The sequence below is a fragment of the Paenibacillus sp. AK002 genome (genome assembly GCF_053903045.1).
Window position 1 is genome coordinate 2,790,298 of sequence record NZ_CP096377.1, and the last position, 14,483, is coordinate 2,804,780.

Below are 14,483 nucleotides of genomic sequence, written 5' to 3' on the forward strand. Positions count from 1 at the left end.
TACAAGCGATTTCTTGGAGATCAGCCGCTCGGTTTGAAGATTGCTCAGAATGTAGTACAGTAAGATTATCAGTCTGGGATATAGTCAGAAAGCGAGGAATGCGTTGTGAAAGATCATGAACCGATATCGCCCAAGAAACCAAACCATAAATTCGATCGGCGTGCACTACAGGTATCAGACGCGCAAGCGTTAGCAACTTCTTATGCGGATTGCGGCCAGGAGGAGCTTATTCGGCTGCAGGACAGCGATGGCCGGGTGCTTGCATCCGATGTCGTCGCTCCTCACCCGTTCCCGGCTTTTGCCCGTTCGGGCATGGACGGTTATGCGGTGTCGTCAGCCGATTTGGCGCCATGCGATCAGGGGGAAAAGGTTTGGCTTGAGGTCGTCGACCATATCCCGTGCGGATATGTCTCCTCCGTGCCGATCGTACAAGGCAAGGCTTCCCGTATCATGACGGGCGCCCAGGTGCCCGAAGGCGCAGACGCTGTCGTGATGCTTGAAGCGACGGAGCTTCGCGTGGAGGATGCCGTAACCTATGTAGGCTTTAAGCGTTCCATCGAGAAGGGAAAGAATATTACCCCTCTCGGGTTTGAACTCCAGGAAGGCGATATGATTCTCCGCCGAGGGACACGCATCGGGCCGGGAGAGATTTCGGTCCTGGCTACGTTTGGCATACATAAGGTTGGAGTGTATCGTCAGCCGATCGTGGGAATCTTCTCGACGGGCACCGAGCTGCTCGACATAACCGAGCCGCTTGAGCCCGGTAAAATCCGTAACAGCAACACCTATATGCTTGCATCGCAAATTCGGGAAGCGGGCGGCGTTCCGGTGATCATGGAGGCCATTCCCGATCATATCGAGCTTGCCCGTCAGAAGGTGGAGGAAGCGCTCCGGGATTATGACATCGTGGTTACGACAGGAGGCGTCTCCGTAGGCGATTACGATATTATGGGGGAGCTGGTGACATCAGGCGGATTGGACATGCTGTTTAATAAAGTTACGATGCGTCCGGGCAGCGTGACAACCGCGGCGGTGAAGGAGGGGAAGCTGCTCTTCGCGCTCTCCGGTAATCCGGGGGCATGCTTTGTCGGATTTCTGTTGTTTGTCAGACCTTCGATTCGAAAAATGCTGGGCATGGAGCAGTTGTATTTAACCGAATGGACAGCCGAGCTGGGTTCGGATTATGCAAAGGTGAATAATTTTACCCGTTTTGTCAGGGGCAGCCTCCAAGTGGTAAACGGCAAACTTGTAGCCACGCCCGCCACCCTGGATGAATCAAGTGTCATGATCACGATCAAGGACAGCGACTGTTTGATTGTTATACCGCCAGAGCTTAGAGGAGCGGTTAAAGGCCAAGCCGTGCAGGTGCTCGTTCTTCCAGGGGTCTGGTCATGAAGGTCTTCCAGTTCTGCGGGTATAAGAACAGCGGCAAAACCACGCTCATTGCGGCTCTGATTCCACAATTGAAACGACAGGGCATCAGGATAGCCGTCATCAAGCATGATGGGCATGGCTTTGATATGGACCGCGAAGGGACGGATACGTACAAATTCCGCGAGGCCGGAGCCGAGGGGATTGCCATTGCCTCGCCGGGCCGGACGGCCATGCTGAGGGAAACGGAGCTGGACCTCGATACGTTGATACATATGTACACTGATTATGACATGGTGCTGGTCGAAGGGTATAAGACGATGCCTTACCCGAAACTGGTACTGCTGCGGGGAATGGAGGACAGGGGGCTGCTGGATCAGGTCGAGGAGATCCGGGGCATCGTCGTGAATCCCGACATGCTAAAGGAACCGCCCGGCCTGCAGGAGATTCAGCATCGGCTGGCGGTTCCCTTGTTTACTTGGAATGAGACGGAGCGGATTGCGTCGCTTATACTATCACTGTAAAAAACTATAATTACTCGTCCGTACGCCGCTCAATCGCCTCGGACATCGTTTTGTCCGTCAAATGGGCATACACTTCGGTCGTTTCGGTCGAAGCGTGCCCCAATTGTTCTTTCGTTTTATATATGTCATTTTGAAGATAGTAATCCGTTGCAAACGAGTGCCGCAGCTTGTGCACGGTCAGGGACGGCTTGCCAAAACGCTTGGCGTATTTGATGATCATTGCCTGAATCGCCCGTTTCGTCATGCGCTGTCCTTCATTCTGGCCGTTGCGCAGCGCGACAAAGAGAGCTTTTTCTTTTTTCGGCACCTTGTAGCGGGTCTGCCGCAGCTGCAGATAATGCTCGAGGTCGTCTTTGGCCTGCGCCCGGAAGTAGACCGGGGTTTTAAAGGTTTCATCGTTATTGCCCTTACGATACACATGCAGCATTTTATTGTTCAGGTCGATGTCGGCAAGATTCAAGTTGACCACTTCGGATACGCGAAGACCGGAGTTTAGAATAAGGCTGGCAATGCAGGCATCTCGGACTTTGTTCTGTTCATGCGCATAGAGAGCCTGTTTGTTCTTCTCCACATCATGCCCGTATCCTTCGTGAATGTAAGTAATGAAATCCTGAAGCTCTTCTTCTTCCAGTATTTTTCCTTTCAACTTGGCAGCCGTATCTTTGGGCTTGTGAATTCGTTTGATCTCCACTTTGGCCATGATGTTGCGTTTAAGGAGCGGGTAAAAATCCTCATCCTCCGCAATCTGGCTTAAATAATGGAACAGGGAGCGAAGCGATGACAGCTTGCGGGAAACCGTGATTCGGGAATTGGTGCCTTCCCGGCGCGTGGTCAAATATAATCGGTAACCTGTGATGCTGTCCATGCGCAGCGTCTCCAGCTCAAGCAGCGTCACGTCCCGGTTAGAGGCGGCTTGTGACAGCCCTTCCGACCGGAGCCAATTGAAAAACGTTTCATAGTCCCTTACATATTCGAGCAGGGTGGAGGGGGAGAGATCCGGAAGTTTGTAGTCGATAAATTGCTGCACAAACCAAGGCATGGCCGGCGCTTTCTCATCGAGTCTAGCGCGGTCGATATCTTTTTGTATATTCATGTTCCACCTCGAATGATTGTCTTTATAGCGAAAATCGCTGTCATTATCTACTAGTGTAACATATGGAAAGTCCGTCGTGCTTAATGCTTCAAACGATCGTTCTCCTCGATCCGATGGCCGCTTGTGTTTCAACGTAGACGGATATTATGATGAAGATGGGAAGCATTTAATATGATAGTGAAATGCCTAGGGAGGCGGCAGCATGATTTCAGAACGAGCGGAGCGCATGGGAATTGAGCTGGTTCCCAAACGGAAGCAAGCCGTTATCGTAAACTTGATGCAATTGTACTTGTACGATTTTACTAAATATCTGGATATCTCGGTGAACGATCAAGGATTGTTTTTACCCTATCCCGATCTCGATGAGTTCTGGAAAAAGCGGGAACGGAAATATCCGTTTCTGATTACGTTTGATCAACGGCCGGCCGGTTTTGCCTTGATCGAGCGTATGGACAACGCCGCGGAAGCCGACTATTACATGACGGAATTTTTCGTAATGCAAAAATACAGACGTACGGGATTGGGGACTTGGGCCGCGACCTGGCTGTTCGATCAATTCCAGGGACGCTGGAAGGTGACGCAGGTCAGCAGCAATATACCGGCCCAGGCTTTCTGGCGAAAAGTCATCGAGTCCTATACGGGCGGGCGTTATGAGGAATTCGTGGACCCGGTTCGTCATAATCCTTCGCAGTACTTCAATTCCTAGTAATTCAACATGAAATCAACCATGACGTGTTTCAACTGAATACCTGAGCTGTTTGCATATCTATAACTTGGAGGGATTCGAATGTATTTGCCCAGCTTTAATCTGGAAGGAAAAAAAGCCTTTGTAACAGGGGCAGGGCGGGGAATCGGGCGCGCGATAGCCGTAGGCTTGGCGGAGGCCGGATGCGACGTTGGTCTGATGTCCCGTACCCGAAGCGATCTGGAGGAGACCGCGGGTCTGATCGCCGGCTTGAAGAAAGGTCAAGCCTATGTGCTGCCGGGCGATCTTACGATTCGGGAAGAGATGGAGGCGGCGATCCGCGAATTTGTGGACCAGGCGGGGCAAATCGATATATTAGTGAACAATGCCGGCATGAACATTCGTACGCCGGCGCTGGAAGTGACCGATGACGAATGGGACTTAATCGTGCAGACCAATTTGAAATCGGCGTTTGTCGCATCTCAAACCGCTGCCCGTTATATGAAGGAGCAGAGGAATGGAAGAATCATCAACATTTCTTCCGTCGGCGGCCATACCGCCCTACGCACGGGCGTTGTCTATGGATCGACCAAGGCCGCTCTAATCCATATGACCAAGGTGCTGGCGATGGAGTGGGCGCAGTATGGAATCCAGGTTAACGCCGTAGGGCCTTGGTATTTCCGGACGCCGCTGACCGAGAAGCTGCTGAATGACGACACTTACATGCAGGCTATCCTGGACCGGACGCCGCTAAAACGCGTAGGAAACCTGGAAGAAGTGGTGGGGCCCGTCGTTTTCCTGGCTTCCGAAGCCGCCAATTACATGACCGGGCAAACGCTGCTGGTTGACGGCGGGCTTAGCATTTATGGATTTTGATAGGTTTTTTTTCATGCATGCAGGTGCTTGAATCCTTTGGCAATTGTATCGGAACAAAGCTTTCAAGATTATCCATATCGGGTAATGAAGAATGGTAATCATAGGGAGGAGAGTGAAGGACGATGGAACGTAGAACATTTGGACGGACGGATATGCAGGTCAGCGTATTGGGATTCGGCGGAGCCGAGATCGGCAAGTCGGATCAGAAGACGGTTGACCGGCTGCTGCACAACGCGATTGACGCAGGCCTTAACATGATTGATACCGCGGAATGTTACGGCCACAGCGAGGAATTGATCGGCAAAGCGCTGTCGGGCCGCAGGGATGATTATTATCTGTTTACGAAATGCGGGCACGCCTCCGGACTGGACTACCCGGATTGGGATCCGGTAATGCTTGAGCAGAGCATTGACCGGAGCTTGAAGCGGCTGCAGGTGGACCACGTTGATGTCATTCACCTTCACAGCTGCTCTGAGGAAATGCTGCGGCAGGGCGCCGTGATCGAGGTGCTGAAAAAAGCAAAAGAGCAGGGGAAAACGCGGTATATCGGCTATAGCGGCGATTCGACGGATGCACTGTACGCCCTTCAAACCGGCGCATTCGACAGCTTTGAAACTTCGCTGAACATTGCGGACCAGGAGGCAATCGACCTCACGATTCCGCTTGCCATGAAGCAGGGAATAGGGGTTATTGCCAAACGTCCCGTAGCCAACGTAGCCTGGAAGCATGAAACATTAAGCGAACGGGACTATGCCTATCCTTACTGGGTTCGGCTCGGCGAGCTGAACTACGATTTCCTCTCTGACGTTCAGCAAGGCGTTGAGACGGCATTACGGTTCACCCTGAGCACGCCGGGCGTAGCGACGGCCATCGTGGGTACGGCAAATCCAGACCGTTGGGGGCAAAATGCCGCACTGCTCGAGAAAGGGAAATTGCCGGAGGAGGTTTACGAATCCATCCGCGGCCGCTGGAGAGAGGTTGCCGGATCCGACTGGGTGGGTAAGGTGTAGAATCGCGGCTTGCTTAGAACCTGAGATTCAGACCGAATAGAGTAAGAGGTTTGCGCCTTAAATACCGTTTTGGTATCCCGGAAGAGCTTGTCAAGATTTCTGGACAAGCTCTTTTGCTGTGATGAGAGCGCGGATGCCGCGCCTCGGCAGATCGATTAAGACAAAGTGGAATGATGTTTCCGGAAAAGGCCGGCCATTGCGAGTGGCGGGTCTTTTTTTGTTGAATAAAAGAGCATGAGCGTTTCTATGGTAAATAATTATATTAATTCAACATATGAAAAATTCATAATAGAGGAATACCAACCAACCACTTACGTTACTCTTGCCGCTCCGATGTTCCCGCTTAACTATGCTTTAACCTAGGACAATGACATGGCTTAAAAAGAAGAGCTAGGGTGCGAAGAAAAGTTGACATGGAAATATTTCCCCCTGCTAAAGATGAATGTCCCCCTTTGAAAGCAATAGGGCTTGGAATAAAATTCTGGTAGACAGCAAGTGTTTACATCAGGTTCCGAAAACATACTTAGGGGGATTAGAAATGAAAAGGACTTCCATGTTACTCATGAGTGTCATGCTGCTGCTCTCCATGTTCCTCGCAGCCTGCGGAAACAGCGGTGGCACCAACACTCCTGCCGCTGAAGGAGAAACGCCGAAGACGGAAACAACTCCGCCGGCGGAAGAGAAGAAGGATGAAGCCGCTCCGGTTTCGCTTCGCGTGTTCTCGACCTTCGGAGGAACTGACGCAGCTCGCGAAGCCTTCCAGGCCGCGTTGGATGAATTCACGAAAGAGCATCCAAACGTAAAAATTGATAACGACACCATGTCAGCAAATGATGACGGTTTCAGAACGAAAGTCAACACCGATATGAACAGCGGCAACGAGCCAGACCTGTTGTTCTACTTCATCGGGGCTGACGCAGAAGGGTTCGTCAATGCCGGCAAAGTCGTGCCGCTGAACGAAATTCTCGACGCTGACGCTGACTGGAAGAACGGATTCATTCCTGATGCGCTTGAGCTTGCGAAGCAGAAAGACGGCAACATTTACGCTGCACCTTTGACCGGGTTCTACGAAGGTTTGTTCGTTAACAAAAAAATCTTCGAAGAAAACGGTCTGGAGCTCCCAACCGATTGGGCGAAGCTGACCACCGCCGTTAAGGCATTGGCAGCAAAAGGCATTATTCCTTTGTCCGTACCGTTTGACCAATCGCACTACCTGATTGAGCATACCATTTTGTCTGCGGCTGGCCCTGAAGGACAAAATAAAGGCCTGCTCGATGGCATCGATCCAAACTGGGAAAAAGCTTATGCCGCTATGAAAGAATTGTATGATCTCGGCGCATTCCCTAAAGATGCCGCAACAATCGACCTGAGTATGTCCGGCAACTATTACAGCGAAGGCCTGGCAGCCATGACCATCGAAGGATCCTGGGCCATCGGCGGCTGGAGCGACGATACTCGCGACAATTCCACGGTTGTGCCATTCCCGACGGTTCCTGGCGGCGTGGGCAGCGGCAATGATATCGTAGGCGGATTCGGTTCCGGCTTCTACCTCTCCAAAGCCACTTATGACGATGCAGCCAAAAAAGAAACAGCCATCGCTTTGCTGAAACACCTGACTTCCCCGGCGTCCATTCAAAAAATCGCTTCAGCTAACGGCGGTACACCTGCTGCTGACGTTGAAGTGACCGGATTGCCGCAAGTCGCACTCGACGGCTTCGCTATGGCAGCAAAAGCAGCCTCCATCAGCGCACCTGTTGACAGTAAAGTTTCGCAAGAAACGTTCGGCAACCTTCGTGCCAGCGTTCAGCCTGTAGTAGAAGGCAAGAAAACGCCTACTCAAGCGATCGAAGAAGCGAAGAAAACCGAGGATGCCAACAAAAAATAGTTGTTATCAGAAACGGTAGAAATAAAAGTGACGTACGCCGCCCCTCTGCTTTCATTCGGGCGGCGTAGTCATTTCGGCATGGACGATGAAGAAAAATAAACATCAAGGGTGATTAATATGAAGGGTGATCGCAAGTACATTGTGCTGTTTTTATTACCCGCAGCAGCCATCATGACAATCTTTCTATATTATCCGTTCTTTAAGAGTTTGTATCTCAGCTTTTATCGCACAAGCGGCTTTTTCGACAAAAAGTTTGTGGGCTGGGCTAATTATGAGAGACTCGTTACGGATAAGCTGCTTGGCGCTGCAACGCTGCACACGCTGGAAATTATGCTCTATGTTATCGTGTTCCAGGTGGGAATTGCGCTAGTGCTGGCCGTCCTGGTAGATAACATATCCAAGCTGAAAGGGTTCTATCGAACCGTATTCTTCTTCCCGGTGGTTATATCCGGTACGGCTATTTCTTTGTTGTTTGTGCTCTTCTACAACTACAACTTCGGATTGCTGAACAACTTGCTGGCGAATTTCAACATCGAGAAGGTATTGTGGCTGGATGCGAAAAATGCGCTTAAAGCGGTATCGATCCCAACGGTATGGCATTATGTGGGCTTTTATTTCGTTCTGTTCTTGACCGCCATGTCCAAAATACCTTCGGATTATTATGAAGCTGCAAAATTGGAAGGAATCACGGGCCTCAAAAAAACAACGATGCTTACAATTCCGCTTATCATGAGTGACATCAAGGTCGTCATTACCCTTGCCATTACGGGTACGTTGAAGGTGTTCGAGTTCATCTGGGTCATCACAAGCGGCCAGAACGGAACCGAGGTGCTGGGGACGTACATGTACAAAAAGGCCATGGTGGACCAGAACTTTGGTTACGGATCGGCGGTTGCGATATACATGGTGGTCTTTGGCGTGCTGCTTGCGTTGATAGCCAACCGTTTGTTGAAAAGAGACGAGATTACATACTAAGCATTATAGGGGTGTACTGTTATGGAGCCAACCATCGTCGTTGAACACAAAACTCAGCGCGTTAGGAAGCGTCGGTTTAGTCTAGGCACCACGTTGATGTACGTGATTTTGACAGCGTGGTCCTTAACAACCATCTATCCGTTATTCTGGATCGTGAACAACTCGTTCAAAGTATCCCGCGATGTGATGAATAATTCCTTTGGCATCGCCTGGGAACCGGTGTTTGTTAACTATCAGAACGCATTTGACCGCATTAATATCGGAAGAAGTTATATCAATAGTTTGGTGATGTCCTTCAGCACCGTATTCTTGGTATTATTGCTTGGAGGATTAGCTGCTTACGTGTTGTCCAGGTTCAACTTTCGAGGAAAGCGAACCATTTATTCCATTTTGTATGCGACGCTGCTGATTCCTGCGTTTGCAACCGTGGTTCCGGTCTATGAGCTGCTTATCAAAACCAGTCTGGTCAATACATACTGGGGTTTGATTTTTCCGCAAACGGCAGGCAATCTGACGTTTGCGACCTTGGTTATTGCCGGTTACATGGCAACCATTCCGAAAGAGCTTGAAGAAGCGGCATTCATGGACGGCTGCAACCGGTGGCAGATGTTTGTGAAGATCTTCGTTCCGATCTCTCAGCCCGTATTCGCGTCGGCAAGCATCTTCGTGTTTATGTGGTCGTATAACGATTTGTTCTCGGCATTGATTTTTGTGAACAAAGAGAATGTCCGTCCAATCGTTGCCTTGCTCAATGAGATCAGCTCGCAATACGGAACGGACTTTGGTCTGATGGCGACGGCAGTATCATTGACGGTTATTCCGGTTCTGATTGTATATCTGTTTATCTCGAAATATATCCAGAAAGGTCTGACCGAGGGAGCCGTCAAAGGTTAAGGAAACGGCGAACTCAACGAATAGGCAAGTCAAGAGGGGACATGAAGTCGCCTGTTTGACTTGCCTATTCGTTGTTAGGTTTCATACGAGTATTAAACTTCAGCGAGCGTGATCGATAAATTATGGCGAGGTGAGATTATACTCGATCAAGCGGGAGAAGCCGTCTTCTCCATGGCCGGCATGGATTGCTTTTTGGGCAATTGCTTTTGCTGCGATTAAGACGCTGCTATCAATTCCATGATGTTCGGCAGCGTGGATAATGTGCTCCATACTCGTTACATTCGAGATCAGGTTGGAACTGTCCCCAGGGTAAACGCCCCGATCCGCATCATGCGCCATATAGGTCATGATATCCGGCATAATGCGAATGATATTGTGTGCATAAGGGGCGATGTCTTCCGCAGCGATGTTCTCCGCCCGTGCAATGGCCAGCGCGTGTACGTAACCGCTCATGGCTGTCCAGAACACATCTAACAGCGCCACATCATATGCCGCTGCACGACCCGGATCCTCGCCCAGGAACGAAGCGGTTCCGCCCAGGCTGTCGAGTATACTCTGACGGCTGCGATAGACGTCTTCGGGCCCGCTGTACAAAATGACGGCCGAAGGCTCCCCAATCGTAGGTATCGGCGTCATAATGGCACCATCGATGTAGTCAATTCCGTTGTGGAAAGCCCATTCCGCCATTTCCCGCGCACGTTCAGGTACGTCGGCTGTCAGGTTTATAAGCGTTTTTCCTTTCAAAGCACTTGTCTCAGAAGACAGAACGGCGTTCACTGCATCATAGTTGAGTACGCAGATGATAATAAGCTGACTGGCAAGCACCGCATCCTTAACGGACGGAGCCAGCACGGCACCTTGCTTTACCAGCGAGTCAGCCTTAGCCGCTGTCCGGTTCCACACCGTTGTGGAATGGCCGCTCCTGATAAATGCACCGGCCAGTGCCTGCCCCATGGGTCCGAGCCCCAGCACCGTTACGGCGGTTTGGCTGCCGTTTGCCGGCGTTTGACGAGTTTCAGTTTCGAGCATTTGATCTTGAAGTTGTTTCGACGGTTTCATTGTATACCTCCTTAAGGATTAGCTTCGAATACAGTGTAGACCTTGACATTAATGTCAAGGTCAACGGTTTGTTTATAACCATAGAGGAAAGAATAATATTTCAACATATGAAAAATTCACAAAAGCAGTAGTAACTCGTTCTACCATCAGTGGAGCATGCTTACGGCTGAAACCGAACTTATATACAAACGAAAGAGGAAAAAGTATTTAAACTAACTAAAATAAAGTTGTTGACAATAACATAGTTCAATGTTAATTTGTATATACAAATGAGAGGTGGCTGGATATGAACATCGATGATTCCATTTTAAGCTCGTGCCTGTTTTTTACGTCAAATCGGTTTGCACGTTCCATGACCAAGATGGCGGAGGATGCATTTGCAAAAGCCGGCTTATCCCCAACGTACTCCTATGTGCTGGTGGTGATCCATCAATATCCCGGAATTACGCAGAAAGAGCTTAGCGATAAATTGTCGATTGCTCCATCCACAAGCACCCGATTCATTGATAAGCTGGAGGAGAAACTTCTGGTAAAGCGCAAATCCGAATGGAAAGAAACGCATATTTTCTTGACGGACGAGGGGATGGCGTTATACCAGGAACTGAACCAATATTTTGAAAAGTTATACGGAGAGTATGTCACCCTCTTGGGGAAGGAGCATAGCGAACAGTTAGCGAAACTTCTCCATGAATCCAGCGAATTGCTGAAAAGGGGAATGTAGCCTCTGTCTTTTTTACCACTCATTTGTACACACAATTGATAAAGGAGAGATTCGAAATGCAGATTGGTATTATCGGTGCGACAGGGAAAGCGGGAAGTCTGATTCTCAAGGAGGCACAAGCACGCGGCCATGAAGTAACGGCGATCGTGCGTGATGCATCCAGAATCTCCGATTCCAGCATAAACATTTTGGAGAAGAACGTGCTGGATCTGACAGGTGCCGACCTTCAGCGGTTCGACGTTGTCGTGAATGCATTTGGCGCGGCTCCTGGGCAGGAGACTCAATATGTGGAAGTAGGCCGGGTGCTGATACAAGCACTAAAAGGCACGGATACCAGACTGTTTGTTGTCGGAGGAGCGGGCAGCTTGTTTGTGGACGAAGCCAAGACGCTTCGACTTTTAGAAACGCCCGATTTTCCGAAAGAATATTATCCGACGGCATTCCATGCCGGCGAGAATTTGAAGGACCTGGAACAAACTTCGGATGTAAAATGGACGTATCTTAGTCCGGCAGCATTCTTTAATCCGGAAGGTCGGCGAACAGGCAGTTATCAGGAGGGCAAAGATCACGTCATTGGCAATGCTAGCGGTAAAAGCTATGTCAGCTATGCCGATTACGTCATTGCGGTGCTCGATGAGCTTGAGCAGCCTAAACATCTCAACGAGCGCTATACGGTCGTATCCGAGGCTTAACAGGCCCGGGCATGCGGCCTTCATATAGATCCTTGAATAAGCTGATTTCGTAACTGAAATCAGCTTATTCCTTTTTTGATTATGTTATTTCAACATATGAAAAATTCACAATAGTAAACACCTCAAGCTATATCTAGCTACATCCCCTTAAACACCACCCGACCACTTACAAAGCAGCTATGATAAAGGTTTAAACAAGGAAAAAAGCCATTACGATATCGCAAATTTAGGCATCTATAAGTACTAGATAAGATGGGTCAAAACAACCTGCAAACAACAGCTATTGGCATGCAGGTTGTGTTGAACGGTGCTTCTGTTGGCTGTCCTTGTCGTTACCCGTTTGATCTCACAAGAAACGAATATTGATATCACGCAGGCGGCCGGGAGACATTTTCGGCATCTTAATTTGAAGCGTAGGCTGTCTATAAGTCGCAACGGATTGCGCAGGTAGAATGGGGACGGGTAAAGATATGGTTTGGTGTTGTTCTTTTGGCAAGCCGTTGATTTTGATCTGCGTCCGGTTTAGCTGAATCCATAAATTTTCCGGATGAATGCGTTTAGGCACATAACATTTCACGATCAGAAAGTTATGAGTATCTAACGTTTCATAGCGAAGCGAGTGCGGGTCGGGAAGAATTTCATTTCCGGCAGTCGCTTTTCGTATCGTATCCTTTACATAATCCTCAATGATCGTCGGATCCAGCTGATAATCCTCATTGAGATGATTCAGATCCTTAAATGGAAAGGAATTGTTGTTAAAGAAAGAGTCCTGTGTCAACCAGTCCGGCTTTTTGGATCTTGAGCTCACGATAATCCCTCCTACGTTCTTTGCTTCCAGTGTATGGGCGAAAGAATGTTATAGTGACATCTGGGCATCCGACCACATAGAATAAATCCAAGCGGACGATTATGAACAAAGAGGTGGAATTGTGGTTTCAATTATCGGCAATATGAAAATCGTAAACGTGGGCCCCAGTTCTACGGTATTGGTTGGAAATACAGGAGTCATCGATTTAAACAGCACGACAAAAGCTTATTCCGGCGCCAACTCGTTCACCACCGGGGACAGTATTGGTACGAATATAACAAATAACCAAGCCAACAGTACGAATACATTCGATCCGGACCTTATTGATTCGCCTAATGCTTAATTAAGGTTGTGAGCCCCAGTGAATCTAACGGTACATCAATGCATTAATATACAGCAGCTTCGGGTTGACGCGGTGACTAATTCCTCGGTGCTTCAGATAGGAACCGCAGGTGAGATCCGCGCATTATCCAATATATATAACACGGGCGGTTTTACGGGCCCTGCTCCGGAGTTCGAGCCTTCGAATAATATGGCCCCCCTGGTTCCGTTACCTGCGCCGATTGAAGATCTATATCGGCCAGAATGAGGCTCATATCATACGCATACAATCATTATGGAGCGGGGGGGAGATGCTATGTATCAATACCATATCCAGCAATTGTTCCATTGCCTTCAATCCCAGGCGGAGCAGCTTAACAGAATGGAACAAATGCTAAAGGAAATGCGTAATGAAATAAATCAATTACAGCAGGGCAACCAAAAGTCGACGGATCACGTCGAATATAATTTTGATTTATTGAAAATCGAAAAATTGGAAGGAACCTTAAACATTGGACTGACACCCTCAGATGGGAAGTCTCTGGGGGATATCACCGTCAATGGCCAGCCGGCAGAACAATTCCAGGCGGGAGCTGCCGGAAGAGATCTATACTCAAACATACATCAGCAGGTATCAAGCCACTTGGAGCATGCGGTGCCGGCGCGGCTCGAGCAAATGATTCCTCAGTCCAATCACGAACTTGGAGATCAATATGCTTCGGTGATGATAGAAGATATCCGAAAACAACTCGGAGATCGTATCAACGTTTACTTACAGCAATACCAAACGAACAGCACCGCAATGAATCCGGGTGATGTTGAACAAACGATCGCAAATCAAATGAAAAAAGAAATCGATACGGCAGTCGAGCATCATCTTCATCATTTGCAACAAGGAAAGAGGAATACGAATGAAAATGACGGTCATCAATAAAGAGCTCCGGGTTGGTTCGATCCGTATTACGGCGATCTCCAGCTCATCCGTGCTGTTGATCGGAGATACCCGGGTTATTAATAGCAGTTCCATCTACGACACTCCTTCCGAATCCCTGCAGATCACCCCGCTCGTTCCGTTATCGCCGGGTACCGCACCATGAAGCGCCATGTACTCGTTGATAACGTATATATCATCAATATCTCTAATAGTTCGGCATGCATTTGCGGCGAATCGGGACATATCGATGCCTATACCCGAGCATTGGCGATTCAACGTCAAGTTCCGGTTTTTTTTGAGGACGAAGGCAATTATGAGGACTATCCGATTTTTTCGAGATCCATACCTGCATGGCAGCTTCCGTCAGAAGTAGACTTAGACGTTATACATGACCATAAAACGATTCATGTGGGTTGCCTGGACGTGATAGCGACAGCGTCTGCATCGGTTGTGCAGGTAGGTTCGAACGATACGATGGAATTGGAATCAAGGGTGAAGGCGATCAGGCACTTTATTACGGATGCGCCCCAAGAATTAAAGGATTATAAAGGCGTCATTGTCAGAAAGAGCCCACTATAGCGTGGCAAAGAAACAGGAGGAGCTTCATAAGCTCCTCCTGTTTCTTTGCGGTCTGC

18 protein-coding genes are annotated in these 14,483 nt (G+C 49.1%); 15 read left to right on the forward strand and 3 right to left on the reverse strand.

The genetic code is table 11. The features are described from left to right. Positions 1 to 105 precede the first annotated feature (105 nt). Both M1D70_RS12450 and mobB read left to right on the forward strand, forming a co-directional pair. Positions 106 to 1,395 carry a molybdopterin molybdotransferase MoeA gene (locus M1D70_RS12450; protein ID WP_456289984.1) on the forward strand — a complete coding sequence of 430 codons (1,290 nt, stop codon included), beginning with the start codon at positions 106 to 108 and terminating at the stop codon, positions 1,393 to 1,395. Next, complete coding sequence (gene mobB / locus M1D70_RS12455) at positions 1,392 to 1,895, forward strand: molybdopterin-guanine dinucleotide biosynthesis protein B (protein WP_009589367.1); 504 nt, start codon at positions 1,392 to 1,394, stop codon at positions 1,893 to 1,895. Before M1D70_RS12450 ends, mobB begins: the two co-directional genes overlap by 4 nt. A 10-nt stretch (positions 1,896 to 1,905) precedes the next feature. Here mobB and xerS read toward each other — a convergent pair whose 3' ends face one another. Beyond that, complete coding sequence (gene xerS, locus M1D70_RS12460) at positions 1,906 to 2,988, reverse strand: tyrosine recombinase XerS (protein ID WP_009589376.1); 1,083 nt, start codon at positions 2,986 to 2,988, stop codon at positions 1,906 to 1,908. Positions 2,989 to 3,190: 202 nt separating this feature from the next. Here xerS and M1D70_RS12465 point away from each other — a divergent pair, with 202 nt between their 5' ends. The 6 genes from M1D70_RS12465 (at position 3,191) to M1D70_RS12490 (ending at position 9,313) form a co-directional block, all read left to right on the forward strand. Beyond that, the gene (locus tag M1D70_RS12465; protein WP_456289985.1) at positions 3,191 to 3,694 is read left to right on the forward strand and encodes a GNAT family N-acetyltransferase; all 504 of its coding nucleotides are present in this window, start codon (positions 3,191 to 3,193) and stop codon (positions 3,692 to 3,694) included. 81 nt (positions 3,695 to 3,775) lie between these two features. Continuing rightward, the gene (locus tag M1D70_RS12470; protein WP_456289986.1) at positions 3,776 to 4,549 is read left to right on the forward strand and encodes an SDR family NAD(P)-dependent oxidoreductase; all 774 of its coding nucleotides are present in this window, start codon (positions 3,776 to 3,778) and stop codon (positions 4,547 to 4,549) included. 122 nt (positions 4,550 to 4,671) lie between these two features. Then, complete coding sequence (locus tag M1D70_RS12475) at positions 4,672 to 5,559, forward strand: aldo/keto reductase (protein WP_456289987.1); 888 nt, start codon at positions 4,672 to 4,674, stop codon at positions 5,557 to 5,559. 538 nt (positions 5,560 to 6,097) lie between these two features. Continuing rightward, on the forward strand, positions 6,098 to 7,444 hold the full coding sequence (locus tag M1D70_RS12480; RefSeq protein WP_456289988.1) for an ABC transporter substrate-binding protein: 1,347 nt from the start codon (positions 6,098 to 6,100) through the stop codon (positions 7,442 to 7,444). Positions 7,445 to 7,561: 117 nt separating this feature from the next. After that, complete coding sequence (locus M1D70_RS12485; RefSeq protein WP_009589479.1) at positions 7,562 to 8,419, forward strand: carbohydrate ABC transporter permease; 858 nt, start codon at positions 7,562 to 7,564, stop codon at positions 8,417 to 8,419. Between the two features lie 21 nt (positions 8,420 to 8,440). Then, positions 8,441 to 9,313, forward strand: coding sequence for a carbohydrate ABC transporter permease (locus M1D70_RS12490; protein ID WP_009589480.1), 873 nt, complete (start codon positions 8,441 to 8,443; stop codon positions 9,311 to 9,313). Between the two features lie 120 nt (positions 9,314 to 9,433). On the opposite strand, the gene M1D70_RS12495 is transcribed toward M1D70_RS12490, so the two are convergent. Further along, positions 9,434 to 10,372, reverse strand: a complete 939-nt coding sequence (locus M1D70_RS12495) for an NAD(P)-dependent oxidoreductase (RefSeq protein WP_456289989.1) — start codon at positions 10,370 to 10,372, stop codon at positions 9,434 to 9,436. A 286-nt stretch (positions 10,373 to 10,658) separates the two neighbouring features. Here M1D70_RS12495 and M1D70_RS12500 point away from each other — a divergent pair, with 286 nt between their 5' ends. Both M1D70_RS12500 and M1D70_RS12505 read left to right on the forward strand, forming a co-directional pair. After that, entirely contained in the window at positions 10,659 to 11,093 is a 435-nt protein-coding gene (locus M1D70_RS12500) for a MarR family winged helix-turn-helix transcriptional regulator (protein ID WP_009589444.1), read from the forward strand. A 56-nt stretch (positions 11,094 to 11,149) separates the two neighbouring features. Further along, complete coding sequence (locus M1D70_RS12505; protein WP_009589468.1) at positions 11,150 to 11,785, forward strand: NAD(P)-dependent oxidoreductase; 636 nt, start codon at positions 11,150 to 11,152, stop codon at positions 11,783 to 11,785. Between the two features lie 346 nt (positions 11,786 to 12,131). Here the strand turns inward: M1D70_RS12505 and M1D70_RS12510 are convergent, their stop codons facing one another. After that, positions 12,132 to 12,593 (reverse strand): Hsp20/alpha crystallin family protein, encoded by a 462-nt coding sequence (locus tag M1D70_RS12510; RefSeq protein ID WP_009589458.1) that lies wholly within the window; start codon positions 12,591 to 12,593, stop codon positions 12,132 to 12,134. 142 nt (positions 12,594 to 12,735) lie between these two features. On the opposite strand from M1D70_RS12510, the gene M1D70_RS12515 reads away from it, so the two are divergent. From M1D70_RS12515 to M1D70_RS12535, 5 genes are read left to right on the forward strand one after another with little or no spacing between them, the layout of a single operon-like run. Further along, positions 12,736 to 12,936 carry a spore germination protein gene (locus tag M1D70_RS12515; RefSeq protein WP_235201895.1) on the forward strand — a complete coding sequence of 67 codons (201 nt, stop codon included), beginning with the start codon at positions 12,736 to 12,738 and terminating at the stop codon, positions 12,934 to 12,936. A gap of 18 nt (positions 12,937 to 12,954) precedes the next feature. Beyond that, positions 12,955 to 13,182 (forward strand): spore germination protein GerPB, encoded by a 228-nt coding sequence (locus M1D70_RS12520; protein ID WP_009589402.1) that lies wholly within the window; start codon positions 12,955 to 12,957, stop codon positions 13,180 to 13,182. 48 nt (positions 13,183 to 13,230) lie between these two features. Further along, complete coding sequence (gerPC, locus tag M1D70_RS12525) at positions 13,231 to 13,848, forward strand: spore germination protein GerPC (protein ID WP_456289990.1); 618 nt, start codon at positions 13,231 to 13,233, stop codon at positions 13,846 to 13,848. Then, positions 13,826 to 14,011, forward strand: a complete 186-nt coding sequence (locus M1D70_RS12530) for a hypothetical protein (protein WP_036670963.1) — start codon at positions 13,826 to 13,828, stop codon at positions 14,009 to 14,011. The genes gerPC and M1D70_RS12530 overlap by 23 nt, the downstream gene beginning before the upstream one ends. After that, on the forward strand, positions 14,008 to 14,427 hold the full coding sequence (locus M1D70_RS12535; protein WP_036670960.1) for a spore germination protein GerPE: 420 nt from the start codon (positions 14,008 to 14,010) through the stop codon (positions 14,425 to 14,427). Before M1D70_RS12530 ends, M1D70_RS12535 begins: the two co-directional genes overlap by 4 nt. Positions 14,428 to 14,483: the final 56 nt, after the last annotated feature.

What these genes read in the sequence shown, in the direction of transcription:
- M1D70_RS12505 (WP_009589468.1), top strand. Translation starts at nt 11,150, where the DNA reads ATGCAGATTGGTATTATCGGTGCGACAGGGAAAGCGGGAAGTCTGATT.
- M1D70_RS12475 (WP_456289987.1), top strand. Translation starts at nt 4,672, where the DNA reads ATGGAACGTAGAACATTTGGACGGACGGATATGCAGGTCAGCGTATTG.
- M1D70_RS12470 (WP_456289986.1), top strand. Translation starts at nt 3,776, where the DNA reads ATGTATTTGCCCAGCTTTAATCTGGAAGGAAAAAAAGCCTTTGTAACA.
- M1D70_RS12495 (WP_456289989.1), bottom strand. Translation starts at nt 10,372, where the DNA reads ATGAAACCGTCGAAACAACTTCAAGATCAAATGCTCGAAACTGAAACT.
- M1D70_RS12530 (WP_036670963.1), top strand. Translation starts at nt 13,826, where the DNA reads ATGAAAATGACGGTCATCAATAAAGAGCTCCGGGTTGGTTCGATCCGT.
- xerS (WP_009589376.1), bottom strand. Translation starts at nt 2,988, where the DNA reads ATGAATATACAAAAAGATATCGACCGCGCTAGACTCGATGAGAAAGCG.
- M1D70_RS12480 (WP_456289988.1), top strand. Translation starts at nt 6,098, where the DNA reads ATGAAAAGGACTTCCATGTTACTCATGAGTGTCATGCTGCTGCTCTCC.
- M1D70_RS12485 (WP_009589479.1), top strand. Translation starts at nt 7,562, where the DNA reads ATGAAGGGTGATCGCAAGTACATTGTGCTGTTTTTATTACCCGCAGCA.
- M1D70_RS12515 (WP_235201895.1), top strand. Translation starts at nt 12,736, where the DNA reads ATGAAAATCGTAAACGTGGGCCCCAGTTCTACGGTATTGGTTGGAAAT.
- M1D70_RS12465 (WP_456289985.1), top strand. Translation starts at nt 3,191, where the DNA reads ATGATTTCAGAACGAGCGGAGCGCATGGGAATTGAGCTGGTTCCCAAA.
- M1D70_RS12535 (WP_036670960.1), top strand. Translation starts at nt 14,008, where the DNA reads ATGAAGCGCCATGTACTCGTTGATAACGTATATATCATCAATATCTCT.
- gerPC (WP_456289990.1), top strand. Translation starts at nt 13,231, where the DNA reads ATGTATCAATACCATATCCAGCAATTGTTCCATTGCCTTCAATCCCAG.
- M1D70_RS12500 (WP_009589444.1), top strand. Translation starts at nt 10,659, where the DNA reads ATGAACATCGATGATTCCATTTTAAGCTCGTGCCTGTTTTTTACGTCA.
- M1D70_RS12490 (WP_009589480.1), top strand. Translation starts at nt 8,441, where the DNA reads ATGGAGCCAACCATCGTCGTTGAACACAAAACTCAGCGCGTTAGGAAG.
- mobB (WP_009589367.1), top strand. Translation starts at nt 1,392, where the DNA reads ATGAAGGTCTTCCAGTTCTGCGGGTATAAGAACAGCGGCAAAACCACG.